Consider the following 13,139-nt stretch of genomic DNA (forward strand, 5'->3'; position numbering starts at 1 on the left):
CGTGAATGGTTGATTGCGGTAAATTACGGGGCCTAGAGGCCAAAGCGGTCGAGCTCGCCCAATTGCGCGCGCACGGCACTGCGTGCCACCTCGGCGGACTCGGCGTCCAGAGCCAGCTGAGCCAGGCGCTGGGCGGTGGCCAGATCCACGGTGCGCAGCACCGCGGCGACCGGTGCCAGGGCCCGCTTGTTCATGGACAGGGTGCTCACGCCCAGCCCCACCAGCACCACGGCCAGGGCCGGGTCGGCGGCGGCCTCGCCGCACACGCCAACCGGCTTGCCGCCGGCTGCCTTGGCACCGGCGGCGGTGGCGGCCACCATGTGCAGCACTGCCGGCTGCCAGGGATCGTTGAGCTCGGCCAGTGCACCGAGCTGGCGGTCCGCCGCCATGGTGTACTGGGTCAGGTCATTGGTGCCGATGGAGACGAAATCGCAGCGCTGCAGGATCTGGCCTGACAGCATGGCCGCCGAAGGGACCTCGATCATCGTCCCGGCGGTGGCCAGCCCGGCTGCCTTGGCAAGCTGCGCGAATTGCTGCGCTTCGGATGGAATGGAAATCATCGGCGCCATCACCCAGACCTCGGCCTGGTGCTCACCGGCGGCCTGCGCGATGGCTTCGAGCTGGCGTTCGAGCACGCCCGGGCTGGACAGGGTAGTGCGATAGCCGCGCACGCCCAGGGCGGGGTTCGGCTCGCTGGCGTCGGTCAGGAACGGCAGCGGCTTGTCGGCCCCGGCATCCAGGGTGCGCACCACGACCTTCCGGCCGCCGAAGGCGGCGAAGACCGCCCCGTAGGCTTCGACCTGCTCTTCGCGGGTCGGCTCCTTGTCCTTGCCCAGGAAGCAGAATTCGGTGCGCAGCAGGCCCACGCCCTCGGCTCCCGCCGCGGCTGCCAGCTGCGCGTCGCCGCCGCTGCCTACATTGGCCAGCAGCGGGACACGGTGCCCGTCAGAAAGCTGGCCGGTGCCGGAGAACTCCGGCAGTGCCTCGCGGTTGGCGTAGGTGGCGGCCAGGTGCTCTTCGGCTGCGCCGGGATCGGCGATGACCAGCCCGTCGATGCCGTCGACGAAGACCTGGTCCCCGTCGGCCAGCGCGGTGGTGCCGGGCGCCGCCACGACGGCCGGAAGGCCCAGCGAGCGGGCGATAATGGCGGTATGCGATTGCGGTCCGCCATCGGAGGTGACCAGCGCCAGGACCTTCGCCGGATCCAGTGTCGCGGTATCGGCCGGAGCCAGGTCCACCGCGGCCAGGATGAACGGCTCATCCGAGTCGGGGATGCCCGGTGCGGGCACGCCGCGCAGCTGCGCGACGATGCGGGCGCGCACATCGAGCACGTCCCCGGCGCGTTCGGCCATGTAGCCGCCGAGTGCCGACAGCTGCGTGGCCACCGCATCGGCAGCCTCCCAGATGGCCGATTCGGCGCAGGTGCCCGAGGCGACCAGCTTGGTCGCGGACTTGAGCAGGGTGCGGTCGCTGGCCATCAGCGCGGTGGCCTTGAGCACCGCCTGGGCATCGCCCGTGGCCTGCGCCGCGCGCCCCTTGAGCTGGGCCGCCACCGCTTGCGCGGCCGCGGCCAGGCGCTCGGCCTCGGCTTCCGGGCTGGAGCCGTGAGGCAAGGGGGCGCCGTCTGCGGGCGGGAGGATGGGTTCGGGCATGCGGCGCACGGATCCGATGACCCGTCCGGCGCTGACGCCTACTCCGGTGAATGCCTGGCTCATGCTGCGGCCTTTGCCTCTTCAGCGGCCCGGGCGGGGGCCTTTCGGACATATTTCTTCAGGATGATCACCAGCGCCGCGGATACCAGCATGCCGATCACGGTGGCCAGCAGGAACATCGGCCAGGTGCCGTCCATGGCGAAGAAGACGAAGATGCCGCCGTGCGGCGCCTGGGAGAGCACATCGAAGCTCATGATCAGCGAGCCGGTGACCCCGGCACCCACCATGGAAGCAGGGATGACGCGCAGCGGGTCGGCCGCGGCGAAGGGGATGGCCCCTTCGGAGATGAACGCGGCGCCCAGCAGCCAGGCCGCCTTGCCGTTTTCGCGCTCGGCGGCGGTGAACAGCTTCGGCGAGAGCGCGGTGGCCAGCGCCATCGCCAGTGGCGGAACCATGCCGGCGGCCATCACGGCCGCCATGATCATCAGTGGGGCGGGGTTCTCCGCAACCGAGCCGGTGCCCAGGCCTGCCACGGCGAAGGAGTAGGCCACCTTGTTGACCGGTCCGCCCAAATCGATGGCCATCATCAGGCCCAGGATCAGGCCGAGGATAGCTGCCGCGGTGCCGGACATGCCCGAGAGCCAGCCATTGAGGGCTTCGGTGAGCTGGGCGATCGGACCGCCGAGGAACAGGAACATCAAGCCCGAAGCGATAATGGAACCAAGCAACGGCACGATGACCACTGGCATCAGCCCGCGCAGCCAGCGCGGCACGGTCCAGGAATTGATCCAGCGGCAGGCCAGGCCGGCGATGATACCGCCGACGATGCCGCCAATGAATCCGGCTCCCATGAAGCCGGCCACGGCACCCGCGGTGAAGCCCGGGGCGATGCCCGGACGGTCGGCGTAGGCGTAGGCGATGTAACCGGCCAGCGCTGGGACCAGGAAGCCCATGGACAGTCCGCCGATCTTGAACGCCACCGCACCGAGGTAGGCAAGCAAGCCGGCTTCCGGCAAGTTGAACAGCGTATTCTCGGTCAAGTATTGGTCTGCTACATCGGTGATGGCGTATCCGCCGAGCAGGAAGCCCAGCGCGATGAGCAGGCCGCCGCCGGCGACGAACGGGATCATGTAGGAGACGCCGGTGAGCAGTGCGCGCTTCAGGCCTGCACCGAAGGATTCGCTGCCGGCGGATTCTTCGCTGGATGCGGCGGCACTCCCGGGAACGCGGCGTGCCTGGGGATCTTGGGAGGCGGCGATGGCGTCATTGATCAGCTTTTCCGGCTCGTCGATGCCGCGCTTGACCGGAACCTGGATCACCGGCTTGCCCGCAAAGCGGCCGCGGTCGCGCACATCCACGTCCACCGCGAAAATCACTGCGTCGGCGGCTTCGATGACCGCCGGATCCAGCGGGGTGGAACCCGAGGAGCCCTGGGTTTCCACCGCGAAGTCGACACCCATTTCGCCGGCGGCCTGGGCCAGTGAATCGGCTGCCATGTAGGTGTGCGCGATGCCGGTGGGGCAGGCGGTGACCGCGATGATCTTCTTCGTGGCAACGGCCGGGGCGGCCGGCGCGGCGGGGCTGGCAGCCGGGGCAGCGTCGGGGAGGGAGACCGCCGGGGCGTCTGAGATAACCGCGCGGATCAGCTCGACGATCTCGGCTTCGCTGCCTGCTTCGCGCAGCGAAGCGGTGAACGGCTTCTTCACCAGCGCGCGGGCCAGCTTGGAGAGCAGCTTGAGGTGGTCCTGGTCGGCGCCGTCCGGGGCGGCAATGAAGAACACCAGGTCGGCTTCGCCGTCCTTCGCGCCGAAGTCCACCGGCGGGGCCAGCCGGACCATGGCCAGGGTCGGCTCGGTGACCGCTGCCGAACGGCAGTGCGGGATGGCGATGCCGCCGGGCACCCCGGTCGCGGTCTTGGCTTCGCGGGCCTTGGCATCGGCGGCCAGTGCGGCGGCATCAGTGGCGCGCCCCTGGTTGGCCACCAGCAGGGCCAGCTTCTCGATGACCTCGCTCGTGCTGTTGCCTAGGTCGGCGTCGAGCAGCACGAGCTCTGCGGTGATTAGTTCACTCATGACTCGGTTCCTTGCGTTGAGGTAAGTTCGCTGACGGTTACGGCGCCAGCGGTGAGATCGGATTCTGTCGGGATGGTGGAGCCAGGCAGCTGCGTTGCCGCAGCTCCGTAGGCGACGGCGTTTCTCAGCCGTTCAGGGGCGCTGGCCCCAGCGGCATCGGCCAGCAGGTAGCCGGCGAGCGAGGAATCGCCCGCCCCCACCGTGCTGCGCGGGGTAATTGGGGTGTGCGTTCCGTGCCAGGCTCCGGTCTTGGTGACCAGCAGCGCGCCCTGTGCCCCGAGCGTGGCCAGCACCGCGCCGGCGCCCCGGTCCAGCAACTGCTGCGCGCAGCTGGCGGCCAGCTCGATGGAGCCTTCCAGTGCCGCTTCGCTGTAGCCGCCAGCCAGCTGCGCCAGTTCCTCGGCGTTGGGCTTGACCAGGTCAGGGATATGCTGCTGGCCGTGGGCAAAGAGCTCGAGCAGCGGTGCGCCGGAAGTGTCCACGGCGATCTTCGGGCACTTTGAGCCCAGTGCCGCTCGCAGTGTTGCGGTCAGCTGCGCATAGAAGCCGGCGGGAACTCCCGGCGGCAGCGAGCCGGCCATCACCAGCCAGCTGGCGCCGGTGGCCGCTTCGGCGACCAGCTCGCCGAGCTCGGCCAGCTGCTGGGCATCAAGGGCGGGACCTGGTTCATTGATCTTGGTGGTGGTGCCATCGGGCTCGGTCAGGGTGGTGTTGGTGCGCAGCGCTTCGGCGATCGGCAGGTTCCGGTGAGCCAGCTGGTCGTGGGCCAGCGCGGTGATCAGCGGGTCGGTGCTGGCTCCGGGCAGCACGGCCAGGGTGGCGCCGCCGGCCGCGGCGATGGCGCGCGAGACGTTCACGCCTTTGCCTGCAGCCTGGACATGGCTGGCCACTGCGCGCTGCACGGCGCCGGGGGCCAGCGGCTCGCCCAGCTCGATGGTCTTGTCCAGTGCCGGGTTGGCGGTGAGCGTGATGATCATGCGATCACCACCTCGACATCCGCCGCTTCCAGCGCGGCAGCGAGCTGCTCGCCGGGCTGCTGGTCGGTGACCAGGGCGTCGATGTCTTCAAGCCGGGCAAAGCAGACCAGGGTTTCCTGGTCGAATTTGGATCCGTCGGCCAGCAGCACCACGCGGCGGGCGCTGGCGACCAGGGCGCGTTTGACGGCGGCTTCCAGCGGGTCCGGGGTGCTCAGGCCGAATCCTGCATGCAGCCCGTTGGTGCCGATGAAGGCGATGTCCGCCCGGTACTGGGAATATTCCTGCACGGTGCGCGCTCCGCTGGAGGCGCCGGTGATGCCGCGGACCCGCCCGCCGATCAGCTCCAAGGCGATATCCGGGCTGTGGACCAGGGCAGCGGCGATGGGCAGGGCATGGGTGAGGACCACCAGGCCGTTGCCCGCGGCGCTTTTGAGCATGCGCTCGGCCAGGATTTCCGTGGTGGTTCCCGCGTCGATGACAACCGAGGCGTCGGAGACCGGCAGCAGGCTCAGTGCGCGCTGGGCGATGCGGGCCTTGGACTCGGAATGGATGGCGGTGCGCACCACGTAGCTTTCCTCGCGAGTGCTCGCCTCGGTGATGGCAACCGCTCCGCCATGGACGCGGCGAAGGTAGTTCTCGGACTCCAGCTGGGCCAGATCCCGCCGCACGGTTTCCCGGGTAATGTCGAAGCGCTGCGCGAGCTCGGCGACGGTTACTTTCCCGTCAGCTTCGAGCTGCCCAACGATCAGCCGGTGTCGTTCTTCGGCGAACATTCTTGCCTCCGCAATTCCTCATGACCTGCAACACATTGATCTGTGTTTCCATGACTTTATGCCCGATTGCGTGACATCGTCAAGTGAAAATCTAGGGAATTCTTGGTTTTATTTGGTTTTAAGTGGGTTTCGGGGGAGGCGAGGAAATTGCATCGCGCATGATTGCGCAGGTGAACTGTACGTTCCTGTCGAATGAGCCGCGGGACAAGCCCAGTCCGTCGGCCTGCACGGAAACTCTGGACCTGTTCCGAACACGTAATGGGTGCATGCAGCGGAATGCTGCATGCACCCATTATGTGGAGCTCCGGACTTCCTAGGCGAGGACCTGTCGCTTCGAGGAAATCACGCCGGTGTTGAATCCGGCCAGGCGCAAACCGCCATGAAAGCGGGCGTGCTCGATCTTCACGCAGCGGTCCATGACCACGTTCATGCCCGCGGCCTCGGCGCGATGGGCCACTTCCTCGTGCCAGGAACCCAGTTGCAGCCACAGGGTCTTCGCGCCCACGGCCAGGGCCTCGTCCAGCACGCCGGGCAGGTCATCATGCTTGCGGAAGACCTCCACCAGATCCGGGGTCTCCGGAAGATCGGCGAGCGACTTGTACACCGGCTGGCCCAGGATCTCGTCGAGTACCGGGTTGATGAAGTACACCTTGTACCGTGAGGAGGAGAGCAGGTAGGTGGCCACGAAGTAGCTGGCACGTGACGGCTTGTTCGAAGCGCCGACAATGGCGATGGTCTTCGTCTCGCTCAGGATCTCCAGGCGCTGCGCGGCTCCCGGGCCTTCCCAGGTGGTTTCAACTGCAGTCATTAGTTTGCTCCCTTCGAAGCGGTTGGCAAGGCGCAGGCGGAACCGTCATAAGCCGGTGCTTCGAACTGCGCGGCAGAACCGGCGGCAGCTTCCTGCGAAGCGGCCAGCGCTTGGTCCAGATCCCAGAGGATGTCTTCGACGTCTTCCAGGCCCACCGACAAGCGGATCAGATCTTCTGGCACGCCAGCGGAGACCAGCTGCTCGGCGCTCAGCTGCTGGTGCGTGGTGGAGGCAGGGTGCAGCACCAGGGTGCGGGCATCGCCGATGTTGGCCAGGTGGCTGGCCAGCTGCAGCGCCTCGATGAACTTGGCGCCGGCTTCGCGTCCGCCCTTCACTCCGAAGCTGAAGACCGAGCCGACGCCCAGGGGCAGCAGCTCCTTGGCCTGCTCGTGCTGCGGATGGGAATCCAGGCCTGCGTAGTTCACGTAGGTCACGCGCTCATCGGATTCCAGCCAGGCGGCGACCTGCTTGGCGTTGGACAGGTGGTTGTCCATGCGCTGCGGAAGGGTCTCCAGACCCTGCAGCAGCTGGAATGCCGACTGGGCCGGAAGCGACGGTCCGAAGTCGCGCAGCTGCTCGCTGCGCAGCTTGGTCAGGAAGCCGTATTCGCCGAAGTTGTCCCACCAGGAGACGTTGCCGTAGCTGGCTACCGGTTCGGTCATGGTGGGGAACTTGCCGTTGCCCCAGTTGAACTTGCCCGACTCGATGACCACGCCGCCCAGGGTGGTGCCGTGCCCGCCGATGAACTTGGTGGCCGAGTGGATCACGATGTCCGCGCCGTGCTCGATGGGGCGAAGGATGTATGGGGGAGTGAGCGTCGAGTCCACGACCAGCGGGATGTTGTGGCGGTGCGCGACTTCGGCCAGGCCCTTCAGGTCGGCGATGTCGCCGGACGGGTTGGCCACCACCTCGGTGTAGACGGCCTTGGTGTTCTCCTGGATTGCGGCTTCGAAGTCGGCCGGATCGTTGGAGTCGATGAAGGTGGTGTCCACGCCGAAGCGGCGCAGCGAGACATCCAGCTGGGTGATGGTGCCGCCGTAGAGCTTCGAGGAGGCGACAATGTGGTCGCCGGCCTGGGCCAGCGCCGCGAAGGTGACGAATTCCGCGGCCATGCCCGATCCGGTGGCTACCGCGCCGATGCCGCCTTCCAGCGAAGCCATGCGCTCTTCGAAGGCCGCCACGGTCGGGTTGCCGATGCGCGAGTAGATGTTGCCGTACTTCTGCAGGGCAAAGAGGTTGGCCGCATCGTCAGCGTCTTTGAACACGAACGACGTGGTCTGGTAGATGGGCACTGCGCGTGAGCCATGCTCGGCATCGGGGGTGCCTCCGGCATGCAGGGCGCGGGTGCGGAATCCAAACTTGTGATCTGCCATGGTGGCTTGCGACTCCTTGTCGACGGGGGTTTCACGTGCACCGCAGGGCGGGCCGCGATCGAGGCAGGAATCCCGGAATCAATGTCGCTTCCTGCCGTTCTCCAACGGGTAAGCGGCTGCATCGTTTCTGGCGGTAGCACCGTAACCACCGGATGTGGCAGGTTGCTGCGGCGTCATCGAACCAGATCTCTCAGCCGCTCGGGATGGTGTAATAATCTTCGCAACATGACCGTTCGTGACCCAACTATGAGTCGTAACGTTGCGTATCGGGCCTGTGATCGGAGATTCTTCGACATCTATGGCACCGGTAGGCTGGAGCCATGGATACTTCGCTGGTACTGGTTCGACACGGGCAGACCGATTGGAACCTTGCAGGCCGACTGCAGGGGCAAACCGACATCCCGCTGAACGAAACCGGACGCGAGCAAGCTCGCGAGGTCGGGCGCAAGCTCATCGGCCAAGACTTTTCGCTGATTCTGGCATCCCCCTTGGTGCGTGCCCAGGAAACTGCCGTCCTGATCGCCCAGCAGATCGGGGCAGCGACGGGCAACGCAGTTCCGGAACTCATCGAACGCGGTTTCGGCCCGCTGGAAGGCCGGATCATGGCGGAAGTCAGCGACGAGGAATCGGCTGCCGCCGCAGAGCAGGTTGAGCCGCGTGCGCACATCTTGAACCGCGCGGTGCCGGCGCTGATGGGCCTAGCCAGCAAGCATGCCGGGCGCAAGATCATGATTGTCAGCCATGGCGCCACCATGCGCACCATTCGCGACGCCTTGGCAGGAACCAGGCAAGCCCAAGGCGTGGAGAATGGAGAGATTATCGACGTGGATTTGGCCCGGCTCGAGCAGCTCGCCGGTGAATCTGACCTGGTGGCATTCTAGGAATCCGTGCGGCAGCGGGGTGAATGAAAAAATTCTTCATTCGCACCTCACAGAACAGGTGGCCGTTGCGTTTACACGGTGAGGGGCCAGCAGGTCGCGAAATCCCAGGAGAGGCATGCAAGCACCATTCGAGCGGATAGTCCAAGACTATGGACTGAACGTCCTGCGTGTTTGCCGCGCTCTGCTGGATGAGCACCGCGCGCAAGATGCCTGGTCCGAAACCTTCCTCGCCGCGCTCAAGGCGTACCCGCAGCTGCCAGATGATGCCAATGTCCTGGCGTGGCTGGTGCGCATTGCCCGGAACAAGGCCATTGACGAGTTGCGCAAGCATAAGCCGGAGATCCTCATCGGCCAGGACGTGGACAGTCCCGCGTCCGGGAAGAACCGGCCGGATCTGCAGTTGGACAATCTGCAGCTCTGGCACGAGGTGAATCAGCTTCCCGGCAAGCAAAGGCAGGTCGTGGCCTATCGGTACCTCGGCGGGATGAGCTACGCGCAAATTGCCGAAATCCTTTCGGGCAGCGAAGCCGCTGCCCGCAGGGCCGGTGCCGACGGGATCAAGAACCTGCGGGTCCGGCTCGACGACCAGGAACTATGGCGGGAGCAGCCATGAACGAAAAAAATTATCAGCAGCAGGCGACGGCCGCTGAAATGCAAACCCTCGACGCGCTGCAAGGCCAGCTCGCTGAAAAAGCCCGGGCGCTTGAACTTGTCGATGTCGCCTATCGGGTGGTCGACAGCCCAGTGGGTTCATTGCTGCTGGCCAGCAGCGATGCCGGGCTGGTGCGGGTGGCATTCGAGTCCGAGGGCCATGACCGCATACTTGAGCTGCTCTCGGAAAAGCTCAGCCCGCGCATCCTGCGCGACAAGTCGAGCCTGGATGGGACCGCCCGGCAGCTCGATGAGTACTTCGCGGGCACACGGCACAGTTTCGAGCTCCCGGTGGACCTGCAGCTCTCGACGCGGTTCCGCCGCCAGGTGCAGCTTCAACTGGAACATATCGATTACGGCCAGACCCGCAGCTACGCCCAACTCGCGCAGCAAATCGGCAAGCCGAAGGCAGTGCGGGCCGTCGGCTCAGCCTGCGCCACCAACCCGATTCCCATCGTGCTGCCCTGCCACCGGGTGCTGCGCACCGATGGCTCATTGGGCGGCTATCTGGGAGGACTGCAAGCCAAGACGGAGCTGCTGAAACTTGAAAACCCGGACTTCGCAGGCAGCGCGGCGACGCTTTTTTAACTGCCCATAGCCGGATTAAGCAAGTGCTGGGCTGTTGCTCCCCATCAGGGGAGCAACAGCCCAGCACTATCTGCCAGAAGTTAGCGGCTACTTGGTCAGCAGTTCGAAGCGATCCGCGTCCATGAGCTTGGCCCATGCAGTAGCGAAGTCCTTGACGAACTTCTCCTTGGCGTCGTCCGAGGCGTAAACTTCGGCGAGAGCACGCAGTTCCGAGTTGGAGCCGAAGACCAGGTCCACGCGGCTGCCGGTCCAACGGCCGTCGGTGGTGGTGTAGGTCTGTTCGTCAGCCGACGGGGTCCACTCCAAGCCGAGTTCCAGCAGGTTCGCGAAGTAGTCGTTGGTCAGAGCGCCCGGGGTGTCGGTGAAGACGCCCTTGTTCGAGCCATCCCAGTTGTTGCCGATGACACGCAGGCCGCCGAGCAGCACGGTCATCTCAGGAGCCGACAGGCCCAGCAGGTTCGCGCGGTCGATCAGCAGGTACTCGCTAGGCAAGTTCAGGAAACCGGAGTCGTAGTTGCGGAAGCCGTCAGCGACTGGCTCCAGCCAAGCGAACTGCTCCACGTCGGTCTGCTCCTGGGTTGCGTCAACGCGACCCGGGGTGAATGGAACCTCGACTTGCTGTCCGGCTGCCAGGGCAGCCTGCTCAACACCGACGTTGCCGGCCAAGACCACAACATCGGCGAAGGATGCCTTGATCTCGGAGGTGGCGTTGAACTGGTCAACGATTTCCTCGAGCTTGGCGATTACTGGCTTCAGCTGCTCCGGCTGGTTCACTGACCAGGAAACCTGCGGCTCCAGGCGGATGCGGCCGCCGTTTGCGCCGCCGCGCTTATCCGAAGAACGGAAGGTCGCTGCGGCCTTCCACGCGGTGGAAACCAGCTGCTGCACCGAAAGGCCAGCGTCGTTGATCAGGGACTTCAGCTCGGCGATTTCCTTGGCACCCAGGGTGATTTCTGGAGCAGCCGGCAGCGGATCCTGCCAGAGCAGGTCCTCGGCTGGAACCTCTGGGCCGAAGTAGCGGGACTTCGGGCCCATGTCGCGGTGGGTCAGCTTGAACCAGGCGCGGGCGAAAGCGTCGGCGAACTTGTCCGGGTTCTCCTTGAAGTTCTTGGAGATCGGACCGTAAATCGGATCAAAGCGCAGTGCCAGGTCGCTGGTCAGCATGCGCGGTTCGCGCTTCTCCAAGGTGTCGAACGCAGGCTGAACCAGGCCGGCTCCGCCGCCGTTGACCGGGCGCCACTGCTTAGCACCTGCTGGCGACTCGAACAGTTCCCACTCGTAAGCGAACAGGATGTGGAAGAACTCGTTGTCCCAACGGGTTGGGTGGTAGGTCCAGGTCACTTCCAGACCGGAGGACACGGTGTCTGCACCCTTGCCGGTGCCGTGGCCGTTCTTCCAACCCAGGCCCTGCATTTCCAGCGGAGCTGCTTCTGGATCCGGACCGATCTTGTCATCGGCGTGGGCGCCGTGGGTCTTGCCGAAGGTGTGGCCGCCAGCGATCAGCGCTACGGTCTCTTCGTCATTCATACCCATGCGGCGGAAGGTTTCGCGGATGTCGATGGCCGAAGCCAGCGGATCCGGGTTGCCGTCTGGACCTTCAGGGTTCACGTAGATCAGGCCCATTTGGACTGCAGCCAGAGGGGCTTCCAGGTCGCGCTTGCCGGTGTAGCGCTCGTTGTCCAGCCACACCTTTTCAGGGCCCCAGTAAACGTCGTCGTCAGCTTCCCAGACGTCCTTGCGGCCGCCGGCGAAGCCGAAGGTCTCGAAGCCCATGTCCTCCAGAGCCACGTTGCCGGCCAGCAGGATCAGGTCGGCCCAGGAGATGGCCTGGCCATACTTCTTCTTTACCGGCCACAGCAGGCGGCGAGCCTTATCCAGCGATACGTTGTCTGGCCACGAGTTCAATGGGGCGAATCGCTGCTGGCCTGCGCCACCGCCGCCACGCCCATCGTGGGAGCGATAGGTGCCGGCGGAGTGCCAAGCCATGCGGATGAAGAACGGACCATAGTGTCCGAAGTCTGCTGGCCACCAGTCGTGGGACTGGGTCATGATCTCGGCCAAGTCGGCCTTCAGGGCCTCCATGTCCAGTGCGTTGAACGCCTCGATGTAATCGAAGTCCTCATCCAACGGGTTCGATACCTGCTGGTTCTTAGCAAGGATCTTCAGGTTCAGCTTGTTCGGCCACCATTCGGTGTTGGCATTGCCCTGGGTTGGGTGAACTCGACCCGCGCCAACTACTGGGCACTGACCTGCGGTCGTCTCAGACATGTGCTCTTCCTTCCGGATTTTTTAGGGGATTGTGAGGTTCATGTCCGCCACGCGGAACGAGTCCTGCGTGATGGCAAATCTAGGGGTTTACTACGACATCTTTCTGCGCATTCGCAGCCTGGCAATCAGGGCATGTGCCCCAGTAGATCACTTCGGCCTCGTCGATGCTGAAGCCGTGATCGTTGGACGCATGCAGGCACGGGGCGCCGCCGACAGCGCAGTCGACGTCCGCCAGCTTGCCGCACTGGCGGCACACCACATGGTGGTGATTGTCGTCAACGCGGGCTTCGTAGCGGGCGGTATGGCCCTGCGGCTGTATCTGCCGGATGACTCCCAGCTTCGTGAAAAGCTTCAGCGAATCGTAGACAGCTTGGTGCGACACATTAGGGTGCCCTTCGCGAACGGCCGAAATGATGGTTTCGGTATCCGCGTGCGGGTGCGCAGTGACAGCGGACAGTACCGCAACGCGGGGTTGTGTAACCCGCATCGATGCGGCCTTCAGCACCTGCTCGATCCCTGCCTTTGATGTCATGTAACCAGCATGCCCGCTTATTTTGAATGAGTCAAGATAAGTTCGAATGTACTTTAGGTTACAAGTTGGCGAGTGGCAACAATGCGCCGAAAGAGCTTCTGTGCAGGAAGTATGCCTTATGAGGCATGCCTTGGCGGAGGGGAATCGAAGCTGAGGTAATTGTTGAATTCCGGATATTCGAGACGAATAAACAAAGTGGAGAATAGGTCATTCCGACTTCGGAGGTAATTCGAGGCGGGTAAGGATTTCGCGGCAGCGGAAACCGGAAATTCGAGTGAGGCGAGGAAGCTCACACGGATCGCGGCACCAGCGAAAACATCTTGATCCAGTGCGTATCCAACGTAGAAAATGGCGTGAAATCAAGGATCTGATTTGACCCTCGGTGAGATGTCGACAATGCTGGAAAAGGCCCATTTTGGATTTATCGTGTCAATTCCGTGCTAAATCGGGTCACCTCGCAGGAACATTTCGCGGGATATTTGCGCAGAATAGCTGTTTCTGTCAGGCAGTTCTGACGCTAGGTTTAGAGACAACGGACCGACACCCGAAAAGCAATTCGCAATC

Annotated in this window: 11 protein-coding genes and 1 riboswitch; of the genes, 3 read left to right on the forward strand and 8 right to left on the reverse strand. The window is 64.6% G+C overall.

Annotation, left to right across the window (positions count from 1 at the left end; genetic code table 11):
* Nucleotides 1-32: 32 nt before the first annotated feature.
* The 6 genes from ptsP to ACLQ8T_RS01275 all read right to left on the reverse strand — a co-directional run bounded on the left by ptsP (nucleotide 33) and on the right by ACLQ8T_RS01275 (nucleotide 7,655).
* Nucleotides 33-1,715: a phosphoenolpyruvate--protein phosphotransferase gene (gene ptsP / locus ACLQ8T_RS01250; protein ID WP_413455424.1), complete on the reverse strand. Its 1,683-nt coding sequence runs from the start codon at nucleotides 1,713-1,715 to the stop codon at nucleotides 33-35.
* On the reverse strand, nucleotides 1,712-3,724 hold the full coding sequence (locus tag ACLQ8T_RS01255; RefSeq protein ID WP_413455425.1) for a fructose-specific PTS transporter subunit EIIC: 2,013 nt from the start codon (nucleotides 3,722-3,724) through the stop codon (nucleotides 1,712-1,714). Before ACLQ8T_RS01255 ends, ptsP begins: the two co-directional genes overlap by 4 nt.
* A complete protein-coding gene (locus tag ACLQ8T_RS01260) occupies nucleotides 3,721-4,701 on the reverse strand; it encodes a 1-phosphofructokinase family hexose kinase (protein WP_413455426.1) in 981 nt (326 codons plus the stop codon). The genes ACLQ8T_RS01255 and ACLQ8T_RS01260 overlap by 4 nt, the downstream gene beginning before the upstream one ends.
* The gene (locus ACLQ8T_RS01265; protein WP_413455427.1) at nucleotides 4,698-5,474 is read right to left on the reverse strand and encodes a DeoR/GlpR family DNA-binding transcription regulator; all 777 of its coding nucleotides are present in this window, start codon (nucleotides 5,472-5,474) and stop codon (nucleotides 4,698-4,700) included. The genes ACLQ8T_RS01260 and ACLQ8T_RS01265 overlap by 4 nt, the downstream gene beginning before the upstream one ends.
* A gap of 313 nt (nucleotides 5,475-5,787) precedes the next feature.
* A complete protein-coding gene (locus tag ACLQ8T_RS01270; protein ID WP_413455428.1) occupies nucleotides 5,788-6,282 on the reverse strand; it encodes a CoA-binding protein in 495 nt (164 codons plus the stop codon).
* The gene (locus ACLQ8T_RS01275) at nucleotides 6,282-7,655 is read right to left on the reverse strand and encodes an O-acetylhomoserine aminocarboxypropyltransferase/cysteine synthase family protein (RefSeq protein ID WP_413455429.1); all 1,374 of its coding nucleotides are present in this window, start codon (nucleotides 7,653-7,655) and stop codon (nucleotides 6,282-6,284) included. The genes ACLQ8T_RS01270 and ACLQ8T_RS01275 overlap by 1 nt, the downstream gene beginning before the upstream one ends.
* A 98-nt stretch (nucleotides 7,656-7,753) precedes the next feature.
* Nucleotides 7,754-7,865, reverse strand: a riboswitch (SAM riboswitch).
* Between the two features lie 110 nt (nucleotides 7,866-7,975).
* On the opposite strand from ACLQ8T_RS01275, the gene ACLQ8T_RS01280 reads away from it, so the two are divergent.
* From ACLQ8T_RS01280 to ACLQ8T_RS01290, 3 genes are all read left to right on the forward strand, one after another.
* Nucleotides 7,976-8,536, forward strand: coding sequence for a histidine phosphatase family protein (locus ACLQ8T_RS01280; protein ID WP_413455430.1), 561 nt, complete (start codon nucleotides 7,976-7,978; stop codon nucleotides 8,534-8,536).
* A gap of 115 nt (nucleotides 8,537-8,651) precedes the next feature.
* Nucleotides 8,652-9,149 (forward strand): RNA polymerase sigma factor, encoded by a 498-nt coding sequence (locus ACLQ8T_RS01285; protein ID WP_413455431.1) that lies wholly within the window; start codon nucleotides 8,652-8,654, stop codon nucleotides 9,147-9,149.
* A complete protein-coding gene (locus ACLQ8T_RS01290) occupies nucleotides 9,131-9,775 on the forward strand; it encodes a methylated-DNA--[protein]-cysteine S-methyltransferase (protein ID WP_239543146.1) in 645 nt (214 codons plus the stop codon). The genes ACLQ8T_RS01285 and ACLQ8T_RS01290 overlap by 19 nt, the downstream gene beginning before the upstream one ends.
* A gap of 87 nt (nucleotides 9,776-9,862) precedes the next feature.
* Here the strand turns inward: ACLQ8T_RS01290 and katG are convergent, their stop codons facing one another.
* Nucleotides 9,863-12,043, reverse strand: a complete 2,181-nt coding sequence (gene katG, locus ACLQ8T_RS01295) for a catalase/peroxidase HPI (protein ID WP_204720093.1) — start codon at nucleotides 12,041-12,043, stop codon at nucleotides 9,863-9,865.
* 79 nt (nucleotides 12,044-12,122) lie between these two features.
* Complete coding sequence (locus ACLQ8T_RS01300) at nucleotides 12,123-12,575, reverse strand: Fur family transcriptional regulator (protein ID WP_413455432.1); 453 nt, start codon at nucleotides 12,573-12,575, stop codon at nucleotides 12,123-12,125.
* Nucleotides 12,576-13,139 lie beyond the last annotated feature (564 nt).

Source organism: Glutamicibacter sp. FR1, assembly GCF_047300825.1.
Classification (GTDB): domain Bacteria; phylum Actinomycetota; class Actinomycetes; order Actinomycetales; family Micrococcaceae; genus Glutamicibacter; species Glutamicibacter nicotianae.